Consider the following 23,055-nt stretch of genomic DNA (forward strand, 5'->3'; position numbering starts at 1 on the left):
GAAACCGCGGGACTAGAGAAGTTCCTCGAGGTCGCTGACCACGAGGGTGGCGCCGGCGTCGAGCAGCGTCTGCCGCCCTGCCCCGCGGTCCACGCCGATGACGGAGTGGAAGCTGCCCGCGCTGCCCGCCTGCACGCCGGACACTGCGTCCTCGACGACGACGCACTGCTCGCTGGGCAGCTCCAGGAGCCGGGCGGCGTACTCATAGGTTGCGGGGTCCGGCTTGCCGGGCAACCCTTCCTCAGCGGCCACGACGCCGTCCACGACCACCGGAAAACGGTCCGCCAGCCCTGCCGCGCGCAGCACCGAGGGGGCGTTCCGTGAGGAGGAGACGACGGCGACCTTCAGTCCGCGGTCCAGCACGGCTTCCAGGAAACGCACCGAACCCGTGTACGGTTCCACGCCGGCGCTGACAATGTCGTTGAAAATCCGGTTCTTCCGGTTGCCCAGGCCCTGGACCGTGATGTTGTCCGGATCGTCGTCGGCGGGGCCCTCCGGAAGGGTGATGCCGCGGGACGTCAGGAAGTCCCGGACGCCGTCGAACCTCGGCTTGCCGTCGATGTGGTCGAAGTAGTCGCTCTCCTGGTAGCCGTCCTTTTCGGGGACGGTTTCCAGGTAGCCGTCAAACAGCTCCTGCCAGGCACGCTCGTGGACGACGGCCGTTGGCGTGAGCACGCCGTCCAGGTCAAAGAGGATGGCGGCGGCGCCGGTCCAGCTGTTCGGCCGGCTGCCAGCGCTGGTATTCAGGGTTTCGGTCATGCTTTGTTCCGTGTCCTTTCGGGGTTCGGACAGCAATGGGTTGGGAATTACCAGGAACGTGGTCGCCGGTGACCAAAGAGTGCGGTGTGCCTGCAGAACCTGCCGCTCCGGGCGCCGCGGGCCCGAATGGTTTCCGGGAGGTGGTGCTGCAGTTTGAAGGACAGGCCGGCATTTCCTGCGGACCGGGCGGCGTTGCCCTGGCCGGTGACGGCGCCCCACTTCGTGCGCGGCAGGTCGGTTAGGTACCGGCCGGGCTATGTCCGGCGCGTGAATTTGCGGGGTTCCGCCATTTGCACCGCGGCGTCGCGGGCCAGGCAGAACGCGTCAATGCGCGGGCGCACGGTTTTTTGCCTACGTCCATGATGAGCGTGCAGGCGGTTCAGGGCAAGCCAGCGGAACATCCCCGCGGGACGGGTGGCGCAAGGATGCATGGCGCGGTCCTGCCCTTTCGAACACTATGAGTCGTGCACTGCCAGCCGCCCACCGCCGAGGGGACGCCTGCTGGCCGCGTACCGGCCGAAGAAGAGTGTAAGCGCTTGCAGATTTACCCTGCAACTGTTTTTATTTTCCGCCTGGGCCGGAACCCGGTTTCAGCCCAGGACGTAGTGCCTCAGGAACGCGCTGACGTCCACCATCTCGGCCTTGGACATGGCGTGGCCCATGCCCGGATACGTCCGCGCCGTGAGCCTGGTGTGCGCGTTCAGCCATTCCTCCGTGTAGGCCGTTGCGTCCCCGTTGATGACGAGGTCGGCCCGGTCTCGTCCCCAGAAGAACGGGGGCCGCTCGTCCAGGGACTCACCGAGGGCCAGCAGGTCGTTGTTCATGACGAACCCGGAAAGCCCCACTACCGCAGGGAAGTCCTGCGGCCGCAGTCGCAGGAGTGTGCTCGCCATGGCCATTCCCTGGGAATAGCCCAGCAGGCTCACGCTGGTGTGGAGCGCCCTGGCCGAGTCGATCCAGGAGAACACGGAGTTGGCCGCCGAAATGACGTCGGCAAAATCGTTGGTCAGGAAATAGTCGAGCAGGAACCAGCCGTAGCCGTTCGCGATTGGCATCGGCGCCCGGAGCGCCGCGCAGGTGAATTCCCCGGGGAGATAGTCGAAGAGATTGACCATCCGGGATTCGTCCGTGCCGTAGCCGTGCATCATTACCAGCAGCGGGGTGCCGGCGCGTTCCTCCTCCGGCCTGGACCATACAACCGTCTCCATCCGATCAGCCTAGCGAGTCGCCGCTAAGGCCGCCCCTGACCTGCGGATTTGATTGAAACGGGAGTTACCGGGATGTAGCCTGACGCTTGACAGCATGCTTAGCAAATGACGCAGGACCCACCGCACGAATCCAGATGGCGGGAAGTCCGCGAACGCAAGGAGCAAGTCATGAGAATCGGTTCCGCCATTTTCCTCATCGCCCTGGGCGCCATCCTCGCCTGGGCCATCACACCGGGCCTCATCCCCAACGTGGACCTGACGCTGATCGGCTACATCCTGATGGCCGTTGGCGTGATCGGCCTCGTTGCCTCGCTTGTCATTGCCGCCCCGGGCAGGAGTCGCCGCGTCAGCGAGACGCGTTCCGTCGTGGACCCCAACACCGGCGAGAGGATTACCCGAAACGAGAGCCGCGACAACGGACTGTAGAAACGGCCGGTAGAACCGCGCAGAAGGGGCGGGCGGCAGTGGACTCGCCAGACACGGCCGGGCTGGACCTTCGGGTCTGGTCCGGCCTTTGGTTTTTTGTGGTTTTTTCGTTGACAAACCAACATGAACGAAGATAAAGTCAAGTACTTGCAGATTTGTGACAGCCGTCACTGATCTCCGAGGGGGTCCATGAAGGCAGTGCCGACGCACTGCAGCAGTAACTACGCAATGGAGGGTATGTGTTTGCCGAGGAGCGTCAGCAGCAGATCGCCGGGCTCGTTGCAGCCAGCGGCCGCGCCAGCGTGACCGACCTCGCCGAGCGCTTCCGCATCACCACCGAAACCGTCCGCCGGGACTTGGCGGCCCTGGAGTCGGCCGGCACGGTGCGCCGCGTGCACGGCGGGGCTGTCTCCGCAGACCGCTTCAGCACCACAGAGGAGAGCATCCTCGAGCGGACCATCCAGCGGCAGGCGCAGAAGCTCCGCATCGCCGAGGCCGCCCTCGGCTTCCTCCCGAAGGGCCCCTCCGGCAGCATCCTCCTCGACGCCGGTTCCACCACCGAAGTCCTCGCCGACCTCCTCGCCCGCCGCGGCGCCGCAGCTCCGGCCAAGCCGGCCGATCCGGCCCAGGAACTCCTTGTCATCACCCACGCCGTTCCCATCGCCGCCAAGCTGGCAAGCACCCCCGGCATCGCCCTTCAGATTCTGGGCGGCCGGGTCCGCGGGCTCACGCAGGCGGCGGTGGGCCAGGGCACAGTGGAAGCCGCCGGCAAGCTGCGTCCCGACATCGCCTTCGTGGGGACCAACGGCATTCACCCAAGCTTCGGCCTCAGCACACCCGACTCTGAAGAAGCAGCTGTTAAGGCTGCCTTCGTCCATTCGGCGCGCCGCATTGTGGTGCTGGCCGATTCGTCCAAGCTGGAAGCGGAAACGCTCGTCCAGTTCGCCTCGTTGAAAGATCTGGATACCGTGATCACTGACCGCACACCCGGTTCCGAACTAGCTGCGGCCCTCGCCGAGGCCGGCGTGGAGGTGGTAGTCGCATGATTGTCACCCTCACAGCCAACCCGAGCCTGGACCGGACGGTGGCTCTGCCCGGCCCGCTCGAGCGGGGCGAGGTGCAGCGCGCAGTCTCGGTCCGCCAGGAATCCGGCGGCAAGGGAGTGAACGTTTCCCGTGCCCTCGTGACCTCCGGCCTCGAGACACTTGCGGTGCTGCCCGGCGCCGAATCCGATCCCGTACTTGCCGGCCTGCGGGAAGAGGGCGTGCCCTTCGCATCCCTGGACATCCACGAACCGCTGCGCACCAACGTGGCACTGACGGAGCCCGGCGGTGTGACCACCAAGATCAACGAACCCGGCCCGGTCCTCGCGGAGGACGCCCAGGAGGCGCTGATCAGCCTGCTCCTGGAACGGTCACGCGGAGCCAGCTGGGTGGTCCTGGCGGGATCGCTCCCGCCCGGCGTCCCGGCTGATTTCTACGCCACAGTCACGCGTCGGCTACGCAATGCCGACGCCGGGGCCGGCGTACCAATGATTGCCGTCGACTCCTCCGGCGCTCCCCTGGCAGCGGCCGTCGCCGGCGAATCTCCGGCAACAACCACAGTGTCCGGAAAACCGGACCTGCTCAAACCCAATGCCGAGGAGCTCGCGGAACTGGCCGCGGCAGCAGGTTTTTCCTCGGTGAACACGGCTGAGGAACTCGAAGCGGACCCGTATGCTGCCGCGGCGGCAGCTGCCGCCGTCGTGCGTTCCGGTGTGGGGGCCGTGTTGGCAACGCTCGGTTCAAAGGGCGCTGTCCTCGTGACGGCCGACGGCGCGTGGCTGGCCACGCACCCGCCGGTCACCGCAGTCAGTACGGTCGGCGCCGGTGACTCGTCGCTGGCCGGCTATCTGCTGGCCGCCAGCCAGGGTGCCGCCCCGGCTGACTGCCTCCGCCAGGCTGTGGCGCACGGCGCCGCCGCCGCTTCCCTGCCGGGCTCCACCGTCCCGGCAGTCCACCAAACAACCCCCGACGCCGTAACCATCACGGCCCTCCGGAAGGATTGACAGTGACTCAGCTCATCACCGCGGACCTGGTCGAGCTTGACCAGAACCTGGGCAATTCGCCCGAGGACGTGATCCGGCACCTGGCCGGCCGTGTTGCCGCCAACGGACGTGCGAGCGAAGTGGAAGGCCTCTTCACCGATGCCTTCGCCCGCGAGCAGAAGACGGCCACCGGCGTTCCCGGCGGCATCGCCATCCCGCACTGCCGCTCGGCCGCCGTGACCGAACCAACCCTCGCCATGGCACGCCTTTCCCAGCCCGTCGACTTCGGCGCCAAGGACGGCCCGGCCGACCTCATCTTCTTCATCGCTGCACCGGCCGGCGCCGACCAGGAGCACCTGAAGCTGCTGTCCAAGCTCGCCCGCTCGCTCATCAAGAAAGACTTCACGGGTGCGCTCCGCGCGGCCGCCTCACGGGAAGAAATCGTGGAGCTCGTGGACAACGCCCTCGCGGACAAGCCGGCTGCCGCGCCCGAAACGGCTGCAGCCCCGGCTGCAGCCACCGGCGCTGCCGCTGGCGGCAGCGCTGCATCCAGTCGAACCCGGCGCATCGTCGCCGTCACGGCCTGCCCCACCGGCATCGCGCACACCTACATGGCAGCGGACTCCCTCGTGGCCGCGGCCAAGGAAGTGGGCGTGGACCTGCAGGTTGAAACCCAGGGCTCCTCCGGCGCCAAGCCGCTGGACCCGGCGGTCATCGCCGCTGCCGACGCGGTGATATTCGCTGTCGACGTGGACGTGCGCGGCAAGGAGCGCTTCGCCGGCAAGCCGGTCATCAACGCACCGGTCAAGCGCGGCATCGACGAGCCGGCCAAGATGGTCCAGGAAGCCCTGGACGCGGCGGACAACCCGCACGCCCACCGCGTTCCGCACTTCGGCGCGGAGGAGCAGGCCGAGCGGGAAGCCGCCGAACAGGGCGAGCACATCGGCCAGAAGCTGAAGAAGGCACTGCTCACCGGCGTAAGCTACATGATCCCGTTCGTGGCTGGTGGCGGTCTGCTGATCGCGCTGGGCTTCCTGCTGGCCGGTTTCGACATCGCCCTGGGCACGAAGGCCAACGACATCCTGGCCAACAACTCCCTGGTCAACCTTCCGGACGGCAACCTCGCCCTGTACCTCGGAACCGTCTTCTTCAAGATCGGTGCCCTGTCCATGGGCTTCCTGGTTCCTGCCCTGGCCGGCTACATTGCCTACGCCATCGCCGACCGTCCGGGCATTGCACCGGGCTTCGTGGCCGGTGCAGTCTCCGGCTTCATGGGCGCCGGCTTCCTCGGCGGCATCGTCGGCGGCCTGCTCGCCGGCTACATCGCCCACCTGATCGGAACATGGTCAGTGCCGCGCTGGCTCCGTGGCCTGATGCCTGTCGTCATCATTCCGCTGCTGGCTTCCATCATCGCCTCTGGCGCGATGTTCCTGTTCCTTGGCGGACCGATTGCCGCCATCACCGTCGGACTGAACACCTGGCTCTCCGGCATGTCCGGCGCTTCGGCGATCGTCCTGGGCATCATCCTCGGCCTCATGATGTGCTTCGACCTCGGCGGGCCCGTCAACAAGGTGGCCTACGCCTTCGCAGTCGCAGGCCTCGGTGCCGGAAGCGCCACCAACCAGGCACCCTGGCAGATCATGGCCACCGTGATGGCGGCCGGCATGGTGCCGCCGCTGGCGATGGCCCTGGCCACGGTCCTGGACAAGAAGCTCTTCAGCCTGGCCGAGCGTGAAAACGGCAAGGCGGCCTGGCTGCTGGGTGCCTCCTTCATCTCCGAGGGTGCCATTCCGTTCGCGGCAGCCGACCCGCTCCGCGTCATCCCCGCCAGCATGGTCGGCGGCGCAGTCACTGGCGCGCTCACCATGGCCTTCGGCGTCACGTCACAGGCACCCCACGGCGGCATCTTCGTGTTCTTCGCCATCGGCAACGTGATGATGTTCATCGTGTCCATCCTGGCCGGAACAGTGGTGGCGGCGCTCATCGTGGTGGCCCTCAAACGCTGGGCTGCCCGCAAGGCCGTTGATACGGTGGAGTCCGTCCCTGTAACTGTCTGACCCCCCGCTGTTTCAGCATTCCAACCCGCACTGCAATTGCAAGGAGCAGAAATGTCCGAACGTACCGCAACCGTCGCCAGCCGCGTAGGCCTGCACGCCCGCCCCGCCGCCATCTTCGCCGAAGCCGCGGGCGAGTTTGACCTCGACATCACCATCGCCCGCGAAGGGGAGCCGGCCGACGAGGCCATGGACGCCGCCAGCATCCTATCCCTCATGAGCCTTGGCGCATCCCACGGCGACGTTGTGGTGCTGCGGGCCGACGGCGACGGCGCCGACGCCGCCCTCGAACGTCTGGTCCAGATCCTGGAAACGGATCACGACGCCGAATAGGCACCGCACGTTCTTACGGCCGGTTTCCGCTGCAACTCCCCGAGGGACTGCTGCGGAGGCCGGCCGTTGCCGTTTCCGGACAGTTTTTGCCCTTTTGGTGGCACCGTGCCGCTGGTCCGCCACCGTCCGCGGACATCACGCCTGATCAGCGGCCCGTTCCGCAGAAGTAAGCAAACTTAGTAGTTTCTTGTTTTTGATTCTGCGCCCCACTAGCTTGGAACTGTGCCCAGCCATTCGATGGATCGGCGGAACAGCCGTGCTGAAGGAGGATGACAGAGTGGAAACCTTGCAGGAAAGCGTGGACGTCGAGGTACCGGTCAGCACCGCTTACAACCAGTGGACCCAGTTCGAATCGTTTCCCCGTTTCATGAAGGGCGTCGAGTCCGTCGAACAGATCGACGAAACCTCCCTCCATTTCCGCACCAGCGTGGCAGGCGTCAAGCGCGAATACGATGCGCAGATCCTGGAACAGACCCCGGACCGGTGCATCGCCTGGGTCAGCAAGGACAAGCCCCGCAACGCCGGCAGGGTCACGTTCGAGAACCTGGGCCAGGACCTCTGCCGCGTGAACGTGGAACTCGAATGGGAGCCGGAGAGCCTGCTGGAGAGGGCCGGGGCCGCTGCCCACGTTGACGAGCAGCAGGTGTCCGCCGACCTGGTGCGGTTCAAGGAATTCATCGAAACCCGCGGCATCGAGACCGGCGCCTGGCGTGCCGCTGTGGACCGGGGCGAAGTAGAGAGGTAGCCATGCCAGAGAAGAAGAACCCCAGCCTGAAGGATCCGGAACTCTACGAAGAGCTCCGCGACGAGGGGGCCTCGAAGCAAAAAGCGGCCCGTGTCTCCAACGCAGCAGCCAAGAAGGGGCGCTCCGAGGTGGGCCGCAAGGGCGGCAAGTCCGGCGACTATGAGGACTGGACCGTGGACCGGCTCAAGGCCAAAGCCAAGGAGATCGGCCTCAAGGGGTATTCAGGCAAGAAAAAGAGCGAACTCATCTCTGCACTCCGGAACTCCTGAGCGGGTGCACATGCAGCCGCGCGGCGGGGCGCCCGTCCTTTCAGGCGCCTTTCCGCGCGGTCTTCGCCGTGGATTTGGCTGCGGTACCGGTCTTGGACGCCGTGCCGGACTTGGCAGCGGCACCGGTTTTGGCGGCGGTGCCGGTCTTCGTCGCAGTGCCGGTCCCAGACGGAGCGCCGGATTTCGACGCCGTGCCGGATTTAGAGGCAGTACTGGTCTTAGCAGCAGTGCTTGTCTTCGACGCGCCCGCAGTCTTGCCGCGGCCGCCGCGCGCGGCCGGCCCGGACGGCTCATCCTCGTCCGACCCGTCTTCGGACGGTTTCTGTGCGGCAGCCCCTCCCCCGCGCTTCTTGTCGAGGCTGCGCTTCAGGGCCTCCATCAGGTCGATCACTTCGCCGTTGCCACCCTCGGCCTCGGCACCGAACGTCTCCTCCGTGTCCAGCGCGTCGCCCTTTTCCAGCTTCGCCTCAATAAGCTGCCGAAGCTGTGCCTGGTAGTCGTCGGTGAACTGCTCGGGCTCGAAGTCAGAGGCCATGGACTCCACCAGGGCGGCGGACATCTCACGTTCCTGCGCGGAGATGCGGATGGACGTGTCCAGGGCGGGAAACGCTGCTTCCCGGACTTCGTCCGCCCACAACAGCGCCTGCAGCATCAGGACGTCGTCGCGGATCCGCAGGGCACCCAGCCGGGTCTTGTCCCGCAGCGCGAACTGCACCACGGCCACGCGCTCGGTATCCTCCAGTGCCCTGCGCAGCAGCATGTAGGCCTTGGGAGACTTGGAGTCCGGCTCCAGGTAATAGCTCTTCTCGAACATGACGGGGTCGAGTTGATCCGACGGCACGAACTGCACCACCTCGATTTCGTGGCTGTTCTCGGCGGGAATGGACTTGAGCTCCTCCTTGGTGAGGATCACCGTCCGGCCGTCGTCCTCGTAGGCCTTCTCAATGTCGGAGTAGTCAACAATCTCGCTGCAGACCTCGCAGCGGCGCTGGTAGCGGATCCGGCCGCCGTCGGCATTGTGCACCTGATGGAGGCTGATGTCGTGGTCCTCGGTGGCGCTGTAGACCTTCACCGGGACGTTGACCAGCCCGAACGCGATGGCGCCTTTCCAGATGGCTCTCATGGGACAAGTCAACAGCACACAAGGCCGGAGGTGAAGCCCCATGGCCGGCGGTAAGGAACGCGTGCGGGTCGGCGGCCGCGAACTGACCCTGACCAACCTCGACAAGGTGATGTATCCCGCCACCGGCACCACCAAGGCCGACGTCATCGCCTACTACGCCGCTGTGGCCCCGGTACTGATCCCTGCCGCCAGAAACCGCCCGGCAACCCGAAAAAGGTGGGTGCACGGGGTGGGAACCGAAGACCGGCCCGGCGAGATGTTTTTCCAAAAGAACCTGGACGACTCCGCCCCGGGATGGGTGCCGCGCGCAGCCATCAGGCACAAGACCACCACCAGTTACTACCCGCTGGTCAATGACCCGGCCACCCTCACCTGGCTGGCGCAGATCGCCTCTCTGGAGATCCACGTGCCGCAGTGGACGGTGGACTCCCACGGCAGCGCCCTACCTCCCGACCGGCTGGTCCTGGACCTCGATCCCGGGGACGGCGCAGGGCTGCCCGAATGCGTGGAGGTGGCCAAGCTCGCGCGGACCATCCTGCGCGACGTGGGGCTCGATCCCGTTCCGGTCACCAGCGGAAGCAAGGGGATCCACCTGTATGCCGTCCTGAGCGGGACGCAGACCTCGGATGAGGTGTCAGCATTCGCCCGTGAACTGGCCCGCGCGCTGGAGGCCGACCACCCGGACCTGGCCGTCAGTGACATGAAGAAGACCCTCAGGACGGGAAAGGTCCTGGTGGACTGGAGCCAGAACAACGCCGCGAAAACCACCATCGTTCCGTATTCGCTCCGCGGGCGCCTGCACCCCACGGTGGCGGCTCCGCGGACCTGGCGGGAATTGAGTTCGCCGTCGCTCAAGCACCTGGACTACGAGGAGGTCATGCGCCGGGTGGCGGCCGGCAAGGACCCCTTCGCCCCGGTCAGTGCGGCCATCGGCCACCCCGGCCCCGCCCACGCCACCTCCGCACCTCCGAAAACCGCAGAGCCGCGGGGCGGCGGGCACGCGGATCCCCGGCTGAACAGGTACCGGTCCTTGCGCGACCAGGGCAAGACGCCGGAGCCGTTCACGGCGGAGGAGCACCACGCGGCAAAAACCGACGGCGTTTCGGCGCAGGCGGGCAAGGAGATCTTTGTCATCCAGGAGCACCACGCCAGCCGGCTCCACTACGACTTCCGGCTGGAGCACGAGGGCGTGCTTGTCTCCTGGGCGCTGCCGAAGGGCGTGCCGGAGTCGGTGGACAAGAACCACCTGGCAGTACAGACCGAAGACCACCCCATGGACTACGCCGATTTTGAGGGCGACATTCCCAAGGGCGAGTACGGGGCTGGCAGCGTGGGCATCTGGGACAAGGGGGTCTATGAGCTTGAAAAATGGGTCAACGGAAAGGAAGTCATTGCCACGCTGACGGGCCGTGAGGGCGGCGGACTGGGCGGCACCAGGAGGTTCGCCCTGATCCACACCGGAAAGGGCCATGGCGAGGAGTCGCAATGGCTCATCCATCTGATGGACAGGGTCCCGGGCACGCGGAAAAAACCCGCCGGGACCGATCCGACGGCTGGCGCGGAAGATCCGGCGAGCCCCAAGGAACCGGCCGTCAGCAAGGAACAGGTGGGCCCGGCCCGCACGGCGGCTTCCAGGCCCGCAGCGCCCCGAAAGGACACCCTCCAGGAGGACCCGGCCCCCATGCTCGCCTCCGCAGGCACCCCGGCGGACCTGCACGGCAGCGACTGGCTTTTCGAACTCAAGTGGGACGGGATCCGCGCGCTGGTGGTGGCAGACGGCGATCGGATCAGGCTCCTGAGCCGGAATGGCAACGACATGTCGGCCAGCTATCCCGAATTTACGGACAGGAGCTGCTGGCCGCCGCAGGATTTCATCGCAGACGGCGAGATCATCGCCGTCGGGCCTTCCGGCCGGCCCGACTTCGGGCTCCTGCAGGGAAGGATGAAGCTCACCAGGCCGGGCGACGTGAAACGGGCACGCGCCGCCATCCCGGTACGGATGATGCTCTTCGACCTGCTGGCCGACGGCGGCGACGACCTGCGGAGGTTGTCCCTGCGGAAGCGGCGGGAGCGGCTGGCTGGTTTCTTCGAACCCGGCGAGTGTCCAGTGGAACTGTCGGAGACCCTGGACGAGCGGGTGGAACACATCCTGGAAAGCGCCCGCGAGCTGGGACTGGAAGGCGTGATGGCCAAGCGGGCGGACAGCCGCTACGTGAGCGGGCAGCGGACCCACACGTGGCTCAAGCTCAAGATCGAGCAGACCCAGGAAGTGGTGGTGGGCGGCTGGCGTCCGGGCAAGGGCGACCGGTCCAACTCCGTGGGTTCCCTCCTTGTGGGCATACCGGAGGGCGGGGCGCTTCGCTATGTGGGCCGCGTGGGAAGCGGCTTCAGCATGCGTGAACTGGAGGAGCTGCGTAAACAGGTGGAGCGTCTGGCGCGGAAGACGTCCCCGTTCGACGACGTTCCGTCGGCGGACGCGGCGGACGCGCGCTGGGTGAACCCCGACCTGGTGGGTGAGGTGACCTTCGGTGAGTGGACCGGGAGCGGCAAGCTCCGCCACCCGGTGTGGCGGGGCTGGCGGCTGGACAAGGAACCGGCGGACGTGGTGATGGAGTCCCCGCACCCCTGACGGACCAGTCCTGCCGCGGCTCTGACGGAAACAGCCTGGCGACACCCGAACATCGGGCGCCGTCAGGCTGTCTTTCGTGTTTTCAGCTGGTCAGGACGAGTGCGGCATCTGCGGGCGGCTGGTCCGGTGGACTGCCGTTACCCCAGCGCCCTGGCCAAGGCGGCCGGGGCTTGCGCCGTGTTCCTTGGGGTGGCGCCGTTTGCCGTTGCCATCCGGCCACTGCTTTGCCCCTCCCATTGCCGCGGTAACGGCGAGAGTCTCAGGCGTGGGCAGCGGCGGCCTTTCCATCGATTCCGCCAGGTGCGCAGCGACATCCGGCTTGATGCTGCTTCCGTTATAGGAGTCGGCCATTTGTTCTTCCTTTCCGCGATGAAATGAAGTGTTCCCCATATTTAGATCGGTGGTTCCGCCGTTGTTGGATAGCAAGAGGCCCTGCTCCAGCGAAGAAGCATTGTGAACGCAGAAACCTGAACGGGCGGGTTGATTGCGCGGCGAATGCCGGGCACGGCGGCCACACTATGGCCGCCACGACGCGTCCACTACTCGAAGATCAGTGTTCCCATGGGTCCACCTTAGGCAGAATCACGCCGTCCGGGAAGAGACCTTCTTAGTCCTCAGCGCCGCTCCGGAACAACCCTTCCCAGACTGCCCTGGACCCCGATTCCCCGATCAGCGCCACGGTGGCCACCGCACCCCCGCAGAGCACCAGGGCGACCACGACGGCGACAATCGCCACGACGCGGGACCCGGCCGTGCCCATGCGCCGCCTCATCCCCGCTGCCTGCCTTCCGCCGTAGCGGAACCACAGCCACTGGGCCAGGGCCACGAGGAACACGCCCACCACCCAGGGCAGGAGCGTCCCGGCGATCTGCATATGGGCAAGGATCCGTGGCGTGGTATCAACGCGGTCCAGCAGCCACGCGCCGGCTGCCATGGTGACCGGCACCAGGACAAGCGCCAACAGGGCAACCAGCGGCGTGACGATCCCCAAACGCCGTCGGGCGGCAGGCCAGAGAAGACTGAGCAGCGTGCAAACGGCTGCCAGCGGAACGAAGACCACCGTGCAGTGGACGAGCAACACATGCATCGGCAGACCGCTGATCTCGTAGTCCATGGCGAACACCCCTGTCTGGAAGTTATGACCTAACAAGTGAGACGAGCACCGCGGTTGAACGGTTCAATCGGCACCTCTCCGTGGCTGCTACAGGCCGCCCGGCAAAGCTGGCTTCGGCCCGCCCACGGTGGCCGGTTTTGGCGGAAAATCGGGCCCAAAAAGCCCCGTTACAGAAAAAGGTTTGATAACGATCGCCTCCCCCACAGAAAATCCGCAGGATGGCGGGGCCAGATCGGCCAAAACAAATCTGATTTGGGCCCCGTTTGGACCCCTAAAGCGGGCGATCATACGGCACCCAGCTCTCAAATTCCATGGAAATCCCGTAAAATTGAAGGCCTGCCCGGAGCGGGGCAGCTACAAGTCGCAAGCAAATGACCTCCACAGGAGTTGCCCAAATGCCCACAGACCGAAGCACGACCGACTCTTCAGCAGGCGCCAGGAACGCCAGCGGAACCAACCAGTTCGCACCCCAGGGTGCGAAGAAACCAAAGCTGCTCGCGCGGCGCCGGCTCAAGGTATCCGACGTTAACGTCGTCGACCAGCCCATGCTCAAGAAGGCCCTCGGCGGCACGATCGTGGGCAACACCATGGAGTGGTACGACGTCGGCGTGTTCGGCTACCTCATCACCACCATGGGGCCCGTGTTCCTGCCGGAAGCGGACAAGAGCGTGCAGACGCTGTTCCTCCTGGGCACGTTCGCTGCCACCTTTATCGCCCGCCCGCTCGGCGGCGTGGTCTTCGGCTGGCTTGGCGACAAGGTGGGCCGCCAGAAGGTCCTCGCTGCCACGCTGATGCTGATGGCGGCGAGCACCTTCGCCGTCGGCCTGCTGCCGGGCTACGCGCAGATCGGCATGTGGGCAGCGGCCCTCCTGGTGGTGCTTAAGCTCGTGCAGGGCTTCTCCACCGGCGGTGAATACGCCGGTGCCACCACCTTTGTGAGCGAGTACTCGCCCGACAAGCGCCGGGGCTTCTTCGCCAGCTTCCTGGACATGGGCAGCTACCTCGGCTTCGCCCTGGGTGCCGCGCTGGTGTCCGTGCTGCAGCTAACGCTGGGCCAGGCCGCCATGGAGGACTGGGGCTGGCGCCTGCCGTTCCTGATCGCCGGTCCCCTCGGCCTCATCGCCGTGTACTTCCGAAGCAAGATTGAGGAGTCACCCCAGTTCCAGGCCACCCTGGACGCCCAGGAGGAACTCGCCAAGGATGCTGCCGCCGGTGATAACGCTGCAGCCAAGGGCCCCGTGGGCATCGTCAAGGCCTACTGGCGCTCGATCATCGTGGCCATGGTCCTGGTGGCAGCGGCCAACACCGCCGGCTACGCCCTGACGTCCTACATGCCGACCTACCTCACCGAATCCAAGGGTTACGACCCGGTCCACGGCACGCTGCTGACCATCCCGGTACTCGTGGTCATGAGTCTCTGCATCCCGCTGACCGGCAAGCTCTCCGACCGCATCGGCCGCCGCCCGGTCCTCTGGATCGGCGCCGTCAGCACCGTTGTCCTGGCCGCCCCGGCCTTCATGCTAATCGGCATCGGCAGCATCTGGTCCACGCTGGCCGGGCTGTCCCTGATCGCGTTCCCCGTGACCTTCTACGTTGCGAACCTGGCCTCGGCGCTGCCGGCGCAGTTCCCCACGGCCAGCCGCTACGGCGCCATGGGCATTGCCTACAACTTCTCCGTGGCAATCTTCGGCGGCACCACGCCGTTCATCGTGGACGCCCTCATCAACGCCACCGGCAACGACATGATGCCTGCCTACTACCTGATGGCCACCTCGGCTGTTGGTGCCGTGGCCATCTACTTCCTCAAGGAATCCGCCCAGCGCCCGCTGCCCGGATCCATGCCCAGCGTGGACACCGCGGCGGAGGCCCGCGAACTAGTGGCCACCCAGGATGAGAACCCGTTGCTCGACCTCGACGAACTGCCGTTCGAGACCGTGGATGAACTGCATAAGGAACTCGACGACGAACTGAACAAGGTGCCCGCCGGCACCTGACGTCGGTCCCCGCGCCCGGGTTGAAGGCCCGCGCCGCCCCGCTCCCCTAAAGGAGAAGGGCGGGGCGGGCCTTTGCTCTGCCCAGCCGGGCCCAGCCCTGTTGCCTGCCTCACTTTGTGACGCAGCCCGCGGTGAGATCCTTGCGGCGGTGCTACCTTCATAGGGTGAAAGGGGTCGTGCCGGTGCAGTCTGTAGTGCACCACCTGCGGCAACTGCACAGCCTCGGCCCCGCCAACAACGATCACCTCTCCGCGTGGCGCGTGGCTATCAGCGTGGCCATCCCCTCCCTCGTCCTGCTGCTCCTCGGCCGGCCGGAGCTCACCATCTACGCCGTGTTCGGCGCCCTCACCGGCATGTACGGCCGTTCGGAGCCGCACCAGCTCCGGCTCAAACACCAGCTCCAGGCGGCACTGGTCCTGCTTTCCGGCGTGACCGTGGGCGTGGTCCTGTCCGTCAACGGCCTGCACTCGTGGTGGCTCGTTGGCATCGAAGCCCTCCTGGCGGGCGTGGGTTCCCTTTATTCGGACAAGGTCCATCTCCGGCCCAACGGCCCGTTCTTCGGGATCCTCGCCCTGGGCGCCTGCGCCTCCGTTCCCGCCGCCGTGCCCTGGTACGTTGCCCTTCTCATCGCTGCCGGCTCCGCCGCCTTCTCGCTGCTGGTGGGCTTCGGCGGCTGGGTCCGCGGCAGGGCCTGGCGCCGCGGCGCGGCGCGGCCGTCCGCCCGGCTGCGGGGAGCCATCCGCCGCCGGGCCGCCCTTCACGCTTCCCGCTACGTGCTGGCTGTGGGTGCCGCCGGCACCATCGGCGTCCTGACCGGTAGCGGCCACCCGCACTGGGCGATGGCGGCCGCCGCGGTCCCGCTGGCCGGCGCCGACCTGCCCAGCAGCGTCCACCGCGGCATCCACAGGATCATGGGGACGTTCCTCGGGCTGGTGGTGGTCGCCGTCGTACTTCTTCCCGGGCCATGGGCTCCGCTGCACTTTTTCCCGGGAGCCGAGGCCGCGGTGCTGGCGCTGCTGGTGATCGTTTTCCAGTTCGGCACGGAGCTGTTCATGACCCGGCACTACGGGCTGGCGATGGTCTGGTTCACTCCGGTGATCCTGCTGATGACCCAGCTGGCAGCGCCGGCCGACCCCCAGGTACTCATCGTCGAACGCGCCGTCGAAACCGTGGTGGGAGCCGGCGTCGGAATTCTCGTCGTGGTGCTTATCCGCTCGCGCCGGAACCGGCTCCCGGCACCTGCGGCCGGCGCGGCGGCCCGGCCATGAACCTGTCCGGCACCATCCGGGCGACGGCCGCCAGCACCTTGTAGCGCTTGGTGGGGATGGAGACGGCCTTCCCGCGCTCATTGTCAGCCAGCCCTTCGCGGACCACGCGCCCCGGCCGCAGCCACGTCCAGCCCGGGGCCACGGACTTGTCCATCCCCATCCGGTCGTGGAACTCGGTGTGGACAAACCCGGGGCAGACGGCGGTGACCTTCACCCCCCGGGGTGAGTAGGCGAGGTTCGCCCACCGGCTGAAGCTGAGCAGCCACGCCTTAGCCGCCGAGTACGAGCCGCGGGGAAGGAAAGCCGCCACGCTGGCCACGTTAATGATCCGGCCGGAGCCGCGCGCCAGCATGCCCTGGAGGGCGGCATGGCTGAGTTCCATGGCCGTCTGCACATGCAGCTTCAGGTGCTTCCTCTCGTCCTCGATCGGGTTCTCGTCGAAGTTATGCAGCAGCCCGATCCCGGCGTTGTTTACCAGCATGTCCACCGGCCGTGAGGGGTCGGAAAGGCGTCCGACGACGGCGGCCACGCCGCCGTCGTCGGTCAGGTCCGCGGTCAGCACCTCAGCCGTGGTTCCGTACCGCCGCTGCAGCTCGTCCGCTGTGGCCTGGAGCCGTGCCGTGTCACGTGCCACGAGCACGAGGTTGTGCCCCTGCTCGGCAAGCTGGCGGGCAAATTCGGCGCCCAGTCCCGCGGTGGCGCCGGTGATGAGGGCTGTGGGTCTGGCGGTGCTGGTCATGCCAACAGCCTAAGCCCGCGGCACCGCTGAACTCAGCCCCGCGGCCCATGCCGGCCGTCAGGCGAATTTGGCCAGCGGATTCGCGAGCCTTCCCGCCTTCTGCAGGCCGCCGGACGGGTCGGCCAGGTCCAGCATCTGCTGGTTGTTGCGCAGCTGCAGCCGGTTCAGGCAGGACAGCTCGAAATCCGGTGCGAACAGATCGTGGCGGGCAAACTGCTCCGCGAGTTCCGGGTGCTCGGCCTGGTAGCTGCGCACGGCTTCCGCCGCGGTGCGCCAAAATTCCCCGCCGCTGAGCACGCCGTCTTCCTCCAGGAGGGCGGCAACGAAACGGAAGATGCAGTCAAACACATCGGTGAAGATGGACAGGACCTTGTCGCCGTCCGGAATGTCCGCCTTGATCCTTGACACCGCTTCGGGCAGGTCGAGCCGGTCCCCCATCAGCACAATCTCCTCGGCGATGTCCTTCATGACGGCGCGGACTGGCACGCCGTTCTCGAGGACCAGGATCACGTTCTCACCGTGGGGCATGAACGCGAGCTCGTAGCGGTACAGGCAGTGCACCAGCGGCACCAGGTACGCCTCGAAATACTGCCGCAGCCACGCGCCCGGCTCCAGCCCGGACTGCTCGATCAGCGCGGACACCATGGGTTTGCCTGCGGCGTCGACGTGCAGGAGCGAGGCCATTGTGGCGAGCTGCTGCCCGTCCTTGAGCAACGGCAGGGGGCTCTCCCGCCACAGGGCTGAAAGCATCTTGCGGTACGGCGAGCCCTTCGCAGCGGCAGCCTCGTAGTAGCCGTTGTGGTAGCCGATGGCCGCCACTTCGCGGATCATGGCGAGCCCGCGGCCCTGCAGTGCCCCGTCGCCGTCGATCAGGTCCCGGAGCCAGTCATTGATCGCCGGGGTCGCTTTCATGTACTGCGGCGACAGCCCGCGCATGAACCCCATGTTGAGGACGGACATGGCAGTCTTCACGTAAGTCTTCTGCGGTGCGGCGGTGTTGAAGAAGGTACGGATGGACTGCTGGGCCTGGTAGCTGTCGGCCCCGATGCCGAGGTGGACGATGTGCCGCTGGGCGATCTCGGCCCCGAACGTGACCGTCAGCTTGTTCTCCCACTGCCACGGATGCACCGGCATCAGGAGGTACTGGTCAGGGTCCAGGCCAAGGGCACCGAGCTCGGCACCAAAGAAGGCCAGGGCGCCTGCCCCCAGTTCGGCTTCCAGATGGGCGGCGTACTCCAGCCCCTCGCTGGACGTGAAGACCGCCTTGCTGCGGTGCACCGCAATCCATTCCAGCTGCACCGGGGCTCCTGCCTCCGGGGCGAAGGCACGGTAGTCAGAGATGCCGAAGCCCAGCCGGCCGTTGTTGGCCACGAAGCACGGGTGCCCCTCGGTCATGCTGCGTTCGATCGTCTGGAAGTCGGTGGCCGCGTCCGCTCCGCGCGTCACACCGGCTGCCAGTTCGGCCGAGGACGGCTGGCCCACCCACTGTTTGTAGGCATGGCTCGAGAGGGTGCTGCTGATCTCCTCAAGGTAGACGGGGAGCATTTCCTGGCGGATGCCCAGGGTGCCGGAGAACTCGGTGATGAAGGTGAGCGCGTCCAGCGGGGCGTCCTGCCCGTCGCGGCAGCAGGTAATGGAAGCCGCTTCGACGGACCAGTGGTCCAGCTGCAGGACCCGGGCGGAGAAGCGGTATTCGGCGGTGCCGTCGTCGCTCCGGACCCGGTACCCGCCGCCGCTGCCGCCAACCGGTTCCGGAACGAGGATCCGCTCGTGCGAGAACTCGGCGAGCGCCTTGCGGACCAGGTGCCGGTTGGCAGCGGCCCAGCGTTCCGGCGCGAGGTGCGTGGCCGCATTGCCTGCGGTTACGGCAGATTCAAAGTCAAGGGTGGTCACAGTGATGCTCCCTGGATGGTCGGTTTTGACGAACGGGCGGCGTGGAACGCTTCGCGCGTACAGAAGCTGAGGAGGGCCTGTTTGTCCGGAAGGTTCACCTCACCGGCAGGCTCAAAGCCCAACCGCGCGTTGAGCACGTGGATCTTGGTGTTGCGGGCGTCGGGCTCCACCACCACGCGCTCCACACCGGGCTTTTGGAAGAGCCGCTCCAGGACCGACTCCATGACGTCGGCAGTGAACCCGTTGCGGGGCGTCGCCTGCGGCGGAGCCACCAGCAGGTGCATGCCGATATCGCCCGGCTGGACGGCATAGACACTGTTGAGCGGCGAGGACTCCGGCAGGTACTCCTCCATCAGGAAGGCGGGAACGCCGTCGTCGATCCCCAGCAGCGCATGGTGGTGGCCGCTGGACTGGATCCTGGCATATTCCCCCACGACGTCCTCGACGGTCGCGTTCAGCATCCCCCAGAAGGAGGCGTACGGGCGGGTGACCCAGCTGTGGAGGAGCGGCGCGTCGGCCTGCGGATCGAGGCAGCGGAATGTAAAGCTCATGCGGGCACCTCCGCCGCGGTTACTCCGGCCGGCACAGCCACGTCCGCCGGCACGGGCGACGGAAGCACCGCAGAAGGAGCGCCGAACTCCTGGAAGGCAATGCTTCGCTCCACGGGATAGACCTCGCGGCCCAGGATCTCGCGGAGGATGCAGGAGTTGCGGTAGGCGGCCATGCCGAGGTCCGGCGTGACGAAGCCGTGGGTGTGGAGTTCGGCGTTCTGCACGAAGATTTCGCCTGGTTCGACGCCGGTGCTGTAGTTGCGCTGCACGGCGAACCTTCCGGCGCTGTCCCGTGCAAGGCGGTTCTGCACGCCGCCCAGGAACTTCGGCTCGCGGTAAACGTAGCCGGTGGCGAGGACAACCGCCTCTGTCTCCAGCGAGTAGTCCGCGCACTGTTCCTCGTGCCGCAGCTGCAGGGTGTGCGAACCTGCGGCAGGATCCCACGACGCGCCGGTGAGCGCCGAGTGTGTCAGCAGCCGGGTGTCCACCAATCCCGAGAGGCTCTTGGTGTACAGGAGGTCGTAGATCGCGTCGATGAGCTCGGAGTTGATGCCTTTATAGAGGTTCTTCTGGTTCTTGATGAGTGCGTCACGCCGGTCCTGCGGGAGCCCGTGGAAATAGTCAACGTACTCCGGCGAAGTCATCTCCAGCGTGAGCTTGGTGTACTCCAGCGGGAAGTACCGGCCGGAGCGGGTGACCCAGTTCAGCTGGTACCCGTACACGTCGATGTCCTGCAGCAGCTCGTAATAGATCTCGGCCGCGCTCTGGCCGCTGCCGACGATGGTGATGCTCCGCCGTTGCTGCAGTTCGCTTTTCCGCCCCAGGTACTCCGCGTTGTGCAGGACCAGCCCGCCGGCCCCCAGGATCCCGCGGCACGCGTCCGGGACATACGGCGATGTTCCGGTGCCAAGCACCAGCCGGCGTGCGCGAAGCACCTCCGGCCCTGCCTGGCCCTCCACCGAAAGCGTGTACACGCCGTCGTCGTACGTCACGTCGGTGACGTCCGTGCCAAACCGGACCGACGGCAGCTGGCCGGCCACCCACTGGCAGTACTGGTTGTACTCGGCCCGCAGCGGGTAGAAGTTTTCGCGGATGTAGAAGCGGTAGAGGCGCCCGGTCTGCTTGAGGAAGTTCAGGAACGAGTAGGGGGACGTCGGATCCGCCAGGGTCACCAGGTCCGCCATGAACGGCACCTGCAGGTGGGCGGGCTCCAGCATCATGCCGGGGTGCCAGTCGAACGATTCGCGGCGCTCGAGGAACACGCCGTCCAGGCCTTCGATCGGTTCGCTCAGGGCGGCGAGACCAAGGTTGAAAGGCCCGACGCCGACGCCGGCGAAGTCGTAAACGCGGCCTGTGTTTGAGGTACTGCTCATGCGTGTGCCTCGGTCCGTGCGGCCGGGCCGGCGGCAAGCAGTCTTTCGCCCGAGCTCCGCAGCAGGTCGATGATCCCGCGGATGTCCTCCAGCGTTGCCTCGGCGTTGAGGAGCGTGAATTTCAGGTAGTGGCGTCCGGCCACCCTCGTACCCGCCACCACAGCCTGGCCCGACGCGAACACGGCCGAGCGGATGGCCGGATTAAGCTCATCGGCGGCGTCCTCCGGCAGCCGCGTTCCATCTGCCAGGACAGGCCGGTACCGGAATACCAGCGTGCTCAGCTGCGGCTCGGCCGCGAGCTCGAAGTCGTCGTCCGCCGCGAGGACCGGGCCCACGCGGGCAGCCAGGTCGATTGCTTCGTCGAGCAGCGCACCCACGGCGTCGGCGCCCATGATGCGGAGGGTCAGCCACAGCTTGAGGGCGTCAAAGCGGCGTGTAGTCTGGATGCTCTTGTCCACCTGGTTGGGGATCTCGGCGCGCGCCGCAGTTTCCGGGTTCAGGTAGTCGGCGTAGTAGGTGACATGGCGCATCATTGCACCCTCGCGCACCAGCAGCGCACTGGAACTGACGGGCTGGAAGAAGGTCTTGTGGTAGTCCACCGTGACGGAGTCCGCCAGCCGGATGCCGTCCAGAAGGTGGCGGTGGCGGTTGGAGACCATCAGCCCGCCACCATACGCGGCATCAACGTGGAACCATGCGCCATAGGCACCGGCGAGGGCGGCCAGTTCGGCCAGCGGATCCACGGCGCCGAAGTCAGTGGTCCCGGCCGTCCCCACAACCGCCATGGGAATCAGGCCGCCGTCGGAGGCCGTGGCCAGCGCGCTGGCGAGGGATGCCGGATCCATCCGGTGGTCCGCCGTGCAGGCTACGGACACGACGGCGTCGAACCCCAGCCCCAGCATGGCGGCCGACTTCTGGATACTGAAGTGGCTGTCCACCGAGGTGAAGATCCGCAGCTTCTCAAGCAGCAGCGGAAGACGCAGTCCCCCGTTCGCCGGATCCTGCCGCAGCGTCGCCACCGCGTGATTGCGGGCAATGAGCAGCGCCTGCAGGTTGGACTGGCTGCCGCCAGACGTGAACACGCCGTCGGCCGTGTTGCCCAGGCCAAGGCGCTCTGCCGTCCAATCGATAAGGCGGCGCTCGATCATCGTCGCGCCTGCACTCTGGTCCCACGTGTCCATCGAGGAGTTCACGGCCGAGAGCACCGCCTCCCCCACGAGGGCGGGAATGACCACCGGGCAGTTCAGGTGGGCGGCATACTTCGCGTCATGGAAGTACACGGCGTCGCGCAGGTAGGTGTGCTGCAGTTCCTCGAGGGCGGCCGCCGTGTCCGGCAGCGGCCGGTCGAGGTCCACTGCCGCCACGCGGGCCTTCATCTCGGCCGGGCCGACGCCGGTGAACGGCTGCGAGGTGCGCTCGAGTTTGGTGGCCACGGCGTTGACGCCCTGGAGGACCTGGGCCACGTAGCGCGGGGCATTCCGGGCGTTGAACAGCTGGTTGCTGGCGGCGAGGGCTAGTTCCACGCCAGACCCGAAGTCCAGGCCGGACGGGTCCTGGGCGACCGGGTCCTGGGCAGACGTTCTTTGGGCGCGGGAACCGGCTCCGGCATCGAAGTCCACGAGTGGTTCATCCACGTCAGGCAGCAGCGTCATAGGTCATCCTTTTGTCGGCGTGATGTGAGACCGGCACCAGCCATGGGCGCCAAGCAAGGTAAGCCTTACTTAGGCGCACCTTTTAGTCAAACTTTCATGATCTAATTCGCTTTAACCGCGGAATCCCGAGGATCTTCGGCGTCACCCGTTGTCATTGACTTTCGCAAGGACGCGGAAAACCTCATAATGTCCGCCCGCGACAGGGTCAGTCAGGCGGGGTAGAGTTTCTGGCACAGCGATTTCTGGCACGGGGCTTCAGCCGCAGCAGGAAGCAGGGGGACATGTCCGGCAGTGAGCATGATCCGATCAATTTTCGGGAAGTGGATTCGCAGGGAAATCCCACAGGATACGGGCGCATGCCGCCTGCCGGTGGCAGCCGTATCGGCCCTTCGGTGGCCGGCCAGGGCGGCCCAGGATTTGGGCAGCCGGAATTCAGCCCGCCGGGCAATGGGCAGCAGGGCTTCGGGCAGGCGGGCTTCGGGCCGGAACAACCGGGCACCCGGCAGCCGCATGCTGGGCAGCCAGCTGCCGGACAGCCAACTGTCGGGTTCGAGCAACCAGGGTTTGCGCCGTACGAGGCGGCAGACATCGGGCAGCGGAGCCGCCTGTCCGTGAACCCATTCATCGTTGCGCTGTGGGTGCTCGAGGCGATTCTGCTGGTGTCGCCGTTCGGAGTCTTCACGCTTGCGCAGGAGTCCCTGAACTCCGGCACCGAACCGCAGGTCATGCCCGTGAGCTACATGTGGATCACGTTCGCGCCGCAGATGCTGTTCGCCGGGCTGGTCGGAGCCCTCGGCCTGCTTTTCTGGCACGCAGCGCAATGGCAACGGAACCGCGCAAAGCAGCCCCCGCCGTCGTAATCCCCACAAAGCGCGAACGAACACTTAAGCCCCACGCGC

The 23,055-nt window shown here is 66.6% G+C and carries 22 protein-coding genes; 12 read left to right on the forward strand and 10 right to left on the reverse strand.

Annotated features, from left to right (window positions below; translation table 11 throughout):
• Positions 1-12: 12 nt before the first annotated feature.
• Positions 13-759 (reverse strand): HAD family hydrolase, encoded by a 747-nt coding sequence (locus tag ACFRAU_RS00655; RefSeq protein WP_377993915.1) that lies wholly within the window; start codon positions 757-759, stop codon positions 13-15.
• Between the two features lie 86 nt (positions 760-845).
• Between ACFRAU_RS00655 and ACFRAU_RS00660 the strand changes: the two genes are divergently transcribed.
• The gene (locus ACFRAU_RS00660; protein ID WP_377998368.1) at positions 846-1,001 is read left to right on the forward strand and encodes a hypothetical protein; all 156 of its coding nucleotides are present in this window, start codon (positions 846-848) and stop codon (positions 999-1,001) included.
• Positions 1,002-1,349: 348 nt separating this feature from the next.
• On the opposite strand, the gene ACFRAU_RS00665 is transcribed toward ACFRAU_RS00660, so the two are convergent.
• The gene (locus tag ACFRAU_RS00665) at positions 1,350-1,967 is read right to left on the reverse strand and encodes an alpha/beta hydrolase (RefSeq protein ID WP_377993916.1); all 618 of its coding nucleotides are present in this window, start codon (positions 1,965-1,967) and stop codon (positions 1,350-1,352) included.
• A gap of 168 nt (positions 1,968-2,135) precedes the next feature.
• Here ACFRAU_RS00665 and ACFRAU_RS00670 point away from each other — a divergent pair, with 168 nt between their 5' ends.
• The 7 genes from ACFRAU_RS00670 to ACFRAU_RS00700 all read left to right on the forward strand — a co-directional run bounded on the left by ACFRAU_RS00670 (position 2,136) and on the right by ACFRAU_RS00700 (position 7,820).
• Positions 2,136-2,393, forward strand: a complete 258-nt coding sequence (locus tag ACFRAU_RS00670) for a DUF6458 family protein (protein ID WP_377993917.1) — start codon at positions 2,136-2,138, stop codon at positions 2,391-2,393.
• 239 nt (positions 2,394-2,632) lie between these two features.
• Complete coding sequence (locus ACFRAU_RS00675) at positions 2,633-3,439, forward strand: DeoR/GlpR family DNA-binding transcription regulator (RefSeq protein ID WP_377998370.1); 807 nt, start codon at positions 2,633-2,635, stop codon at positions 3,437-3,439.
• Positions 3,436-4,440 (forward strand): 1-phosphofructokinase family hexose kinase, encoded by a 1,005-nt coding sequence (locus tag ACFRAU_RS00680; protein WP_377993919.1) that lies wholly within the window; start codon positions 3,436-3,438, stop codon positions 4,438-4,440. Before ACFRAU_RS00675 ends, ACFRAU_RS00680 begins: the two co-directional genes overlap by 4 nt.
• 2 nt (positions 4,441-4,442) lie before the next feature.
• Positions 4,443-6,476, forward strand: coding sequence for a fructose-specific PTS transporter subunit EIIC (locus ACFRAU_RS00685; RefSeq protein WP_377998372.1), 2,034 nt, complete (start codon positions 4,443-4,445; stop codon positions 6,474-6,476).
• Between the two features lie 51 nt (positions 6,477-6,527).
• Positions 6,528-6,806: an HPr family phosphocarrier protein gene (locus ACFRAU_RS00690; protein WP_003799274.1), complete on the forward strand. Its 279-nt coding sequence runs from the start codon at positions 6,528-6,530 to the stop codon at positions 6,804-6,806.
• 277 nt (positions 6,807-7,083) lie between these two features.
• Positions 7,084-7,551, forward strand: a complete 468-nt coding sequence (locus ACFRAU_RS00695; RefSeq protein ID WP_377993921.1) for an SRPBCC family protein — start codon at positions 7,084-7,086, stop codon at positions 7,549-7,551.
• Positions 7,552-7,553: 2 nt separating this feature from the next.
• The gene (locus tag ACFRAU_RS00700; RefSeq protein ID WP_377993922.1) at positions 7,554-7,820 is read left to right on the forward strand and encodes a Rho termination factor N-terminal domain-containing protein; all 267 of its coding nucleotides are present in this window, start codon (positions 7,554-7,556) and stop codon (positions 7,818-7,820) included.
• A gap of 40 nt (positions 7,821-7,860) precedes the next feature.
• Here ACFRAU_RS00700 and ACFRAU_RS00705 read toward each other — a convergent pair whose 3' ends face one another.
• The gene (locus tag ACFRAU_RS00705; protein WP_377998374.1) at positions 7,861-8,943 is read right to left on the reverse strand and encodes a Ku protein; all 1,083 of its coding nucleotides are present in this window, start codon (positions 8,941-8,943) and stop codon (positions 7,861-7,863) included.
• A gap of 40 nt (positions 8,944-8,983) precedes the next feature.
• Here ACFRAU_RS00705 and ACFRAU_RS00710 point away from each other — a divergent pair, with 40 nt between their 5' ends.
• Positions 8,984-11,572: an ATP-dependent DNA ligase gene (locus tag ACFRAU_RS00710; RefSeq protein ID WP_377998375.1), complete on the forward strand. Its 2,589-nt coding sequence runs from the start codon at positions 8,984-8,986 to the stop codon at positions 11,570-11,572.
• A gap of 90 nt (positions 11,573-11,662) precedes the next feature.
• On the opposite strand, the gene ACFRAU_RS00715 is transcribed toward ACFRAU_RS00710, so the two are convergent.
• Both ACFRAU_RS00715 and ACFRAU_RS00720 read right to left on the reverse strand, forming a co-directional pair.
• Positions 11,663-11,923 (reverse strand): hypothetical protein, encoded by a 261-nt coding sequence (locus tag ACFRAU_RS00715; RefSeq protein WP_377993925.1) that lies wholly within the window; start codon positions 11,921-11,923, stop codon positions 11,663-11,665.
• 256 nt (positions 11,924-12,179) lie between these two features.
• Complete coding sequence (locus tag ACFRAU_RS00720; RefSeq protein ID WP_377998377.1) at positions 12,180-12,686, reverse strand: hypothetical protein; 507 nt, start codon at positions 12,684-12,686, stop codon at positions 12,180-12,182.
• A 395-nt stretch (positions 12,687-13,081) separates the two neighbouring features.
• Here ACFRAU_RS00720 and ACFRAU_RS00725 point away from each other — a divergent pair, with 395 nt between their 5' ends.
• Entirely contained in the window at positions 13,082-14,680 is a 1,599-nt protein-coding gene (locus ACFRAU_RS00725) for an MFS transporter (protein WP_377998378.1), read from the forward strand.
• A 182-nt stretch (positions 14,681-14,862) separates the two neighbouring features.
• A complete protein-coding gene (locus tag ACFRAU_RS00730) occupies positions 14,863-15,948 on the forward strand; it encodes an FUSC family protein (RefSeq protein ID WP_377993928.1) in 1,086 nt (361 codons plus the stop codon).
• Here ACFRAU_RS00730 and ACFRAU_RS00735 read toward each other — a convergent pair.
• Genes ACFRAU_RS00735 through ACFRAU_RS00755 form a run of 5 tightly spaced genes read right to left on the reverse strand, consistent with a single transcriptional unit; the run spans position 15,887 to position 22,156 of the window.
• Positions 15,887-16,687, reverse strand: a complete 801-nt coding sequence (locus ACFRAU_RS00735) for an SDR family NAD(P)-dependent oxidoreductase (RefSeq protein ID WP_377998380.1) — start codon at positions 16,685-16,687, stop codon at positions 15,887-15,889. The genes ACFRAU_RS00730 and ACFRAU_RS00735 overlap by 62 nt on opposite strands.
• Before the next feature lie 57 nt (positions 16,688-16,744).
• On the reverse strand, positions 16,745-18,580 hold the full coding sequence (locus ACFRAU_RS00740) for an IucA/IucC family protein (protein ID WP_377998382.1): 1,836 nt from the start codon (positions 18,578-18,580) through the stop codon (positions 16,745-16,747).
• On the reverse strand, positions 18,577-19,131 hold the full coding sequence (locus ACFRAU_RS00745; RefSeq protein WP_377998383.1) for a GNAT family N-acetyltransferase: 555 nt from the start codon (positions 19,129-19,131) through the stop codon (positions 18,577-18,579). Before ACFRAU_RS00745 ends, ACFRAU_RS00740 begins: the two co-directional genes overlap by 4 nt.
• Complete coding sequence (locus tag ACFRAU_RS00750; protein ID WP_377998385.1) at positions 19,128-20,504, reverse strand: lysine N(6)-hydroxylase/L-ornithine N(5)-oxygenase family protein; 1,377 nt, start codon at positions 20,502-20,504, stop codon at positions 19,128-19,130. Before ACFRAU_RS00750 ends, ACFRAU_RS00745 begins: the two co-directional genes overlap by 4 nt.
• The gene (locus ACFRAU_RS00755) at positions 20,501-22,156 is read right to left on the reverse strand and encodes a pyridoxal phosphate-dependent decarboxylase family protein (RefSeq protein WP_377998386.1); all 1,656 of its coding nucleotides are present in this window, start codon (positions 22,154-22,156) and stop codon (positions 20,501-20,503) included. Before ACFRAU_RS00755 ends, ACFRAU_RS00750 begins: the two co-directional genes overlap by 4 nt.
• Before the next feature lie 356 nt (positions 22,157-22,512).
• Between ACFRAU_RS00755 and ACFRAU_RS00760 the strand changes: the two genes are divergently transcribed.
• Entirely contained in the window at positions 22,513-23,016 is a 504-nt protein-coding gene (locus ACFRAU_RS00760; protein ID WP_377998387.1) for a hypothetical protein, read from the forward strand.
• The last annotated feature ends 39 nt before the right edge of the window (positions 23,017-23,055 follow it).

Source organism: Arthrobacter sp. NPDC056691 (genome assembly GCF_042791415.1).
Lineage (GTDB): Bacteria > Actinomycetota > Actinomycetes > Actinomycetales > Micrococcaceae > Arthrobacter.

Excerpts from the sequence above, each read along its gene's own strand:
- ACFRAU_RS00655 (WP_377993915.1), bottom strand. The coding sequence starts at position 759 with ATGACCGAAACCCTGAATACCAGCGCTGGCAGCCGGCCGAACAGCTGG.
- ACFRAU_RS00665 (WP_377993916.1), bottom strand. The coding sequence starts at position 1,967 with ATGGAGACGGTTGTATGGTCCAGGCCGGAGGAGGAACGCGCCGGCACC.
- ACFRAU_RS00670 (WP_377993917.1), top strand. The coding sequence starts at position 2,136 with ATGAGAATCGGTTCCGCCATTTTCCTCATCGCCCTGGGCGCCATCCTC.
- ACFRAU_RS00680 (WP_377993919.1), top strand. The coding sequence starts at position 3,436 with ATGATTGTCACCCTCACAGCCAACCCGAGCCTGGACCGGACGGTGGCT.
- ACFRAU_RS00690 (WP_003799274.1), top strand. The coding sequence starts at position 6,528 with ATGTCCGAACGTACCGCAACCGTCGCCAGCCGCGTAGGCCTGCACGCC.
- ACFRAU_RS00700 (WP_377993922.1), top strand. The coding sequence starts at position 7,554 with ATGCCAGAGAAGAAGAACCCCAGCCTGAAGGATCCGGAACTCTACGAA.
- ACFRAU_RS00705 (WP_377998374.1), bottom strand. The coding sequence starts at position 8,943 with ATGAGAGCCATCTGGAAAGGCGCCATCGCGTTCGGGCTGGTCAACGTC.
- ACFRAU_RS00710 (WP_377998375.1), top strand. The coding sequence starts at position 8,984 with ATGGCCGGCGGTAAGGAACGCGTGCGGGTCGGCGGCCGCGAACTGACC.
- ACFRAU_RS00715 (WP_377993925.1), bottom strand. The coding sequence starts at position 11,923 with ATGGCCGACTCCTATAACGGAAGCAGCATCAAGCCGGATGTCGCTGCG.
- ACFRAU_RS00720 (WP_377998377.1), bottom strand. The coding sequence starts at position 12,686 with ATGGACTACGAGATCAGCGGTCTGCCGATGCATGTGTTGCTCGTCCAC.
- ACFRAU_RS00725 (WP_377998378.1), top strand. The coding sequence starts at position 13,082 with ATGCCCACAGACCGAAGCACGACCGACTCTTCAGCAGGCGCCAGGAAC.
- ACFRAU_RS00735 (WP_377998380.1), bottom strand. The coding sequence starts at position 16,687 with ATGACCAGCACCGCCAGACCCACAGCCCTCATCACCGGCGCCACCGCG.
- ACFRAU_RS00745 (WP_377998383.1), bottom strand. The coding sequence starts at position 19,131 with ATGAGCTTTACATTCCGCTGCCTCGATCCGCAGGCCGACGCGCCGCTC.
- ACFRAU_RS00750 (WP_377998385.1), bottom strand. The coding sequence starts at position 20,504 with ATGAGCAGTACCTCAAACACAGGCCGCGTTTACGACTTCGCCGGCGTC.
- ACFRAU_RS00755 (WP_377998386.1), bottom strand. The coding sequence starts at position 22,156 with ATGACGCTGCTGCCTGACGTGGATGAACCACTCGTGGACTTCGATGCC.
- ACFRAU_RS00760 (WP_377998387.1), top strand. The coding sequence starts at position 22,513 with ATGCCGCCTGCCGGTGGCAGCCGTATCGGCCCTTCGGTGGCCGGCCAG.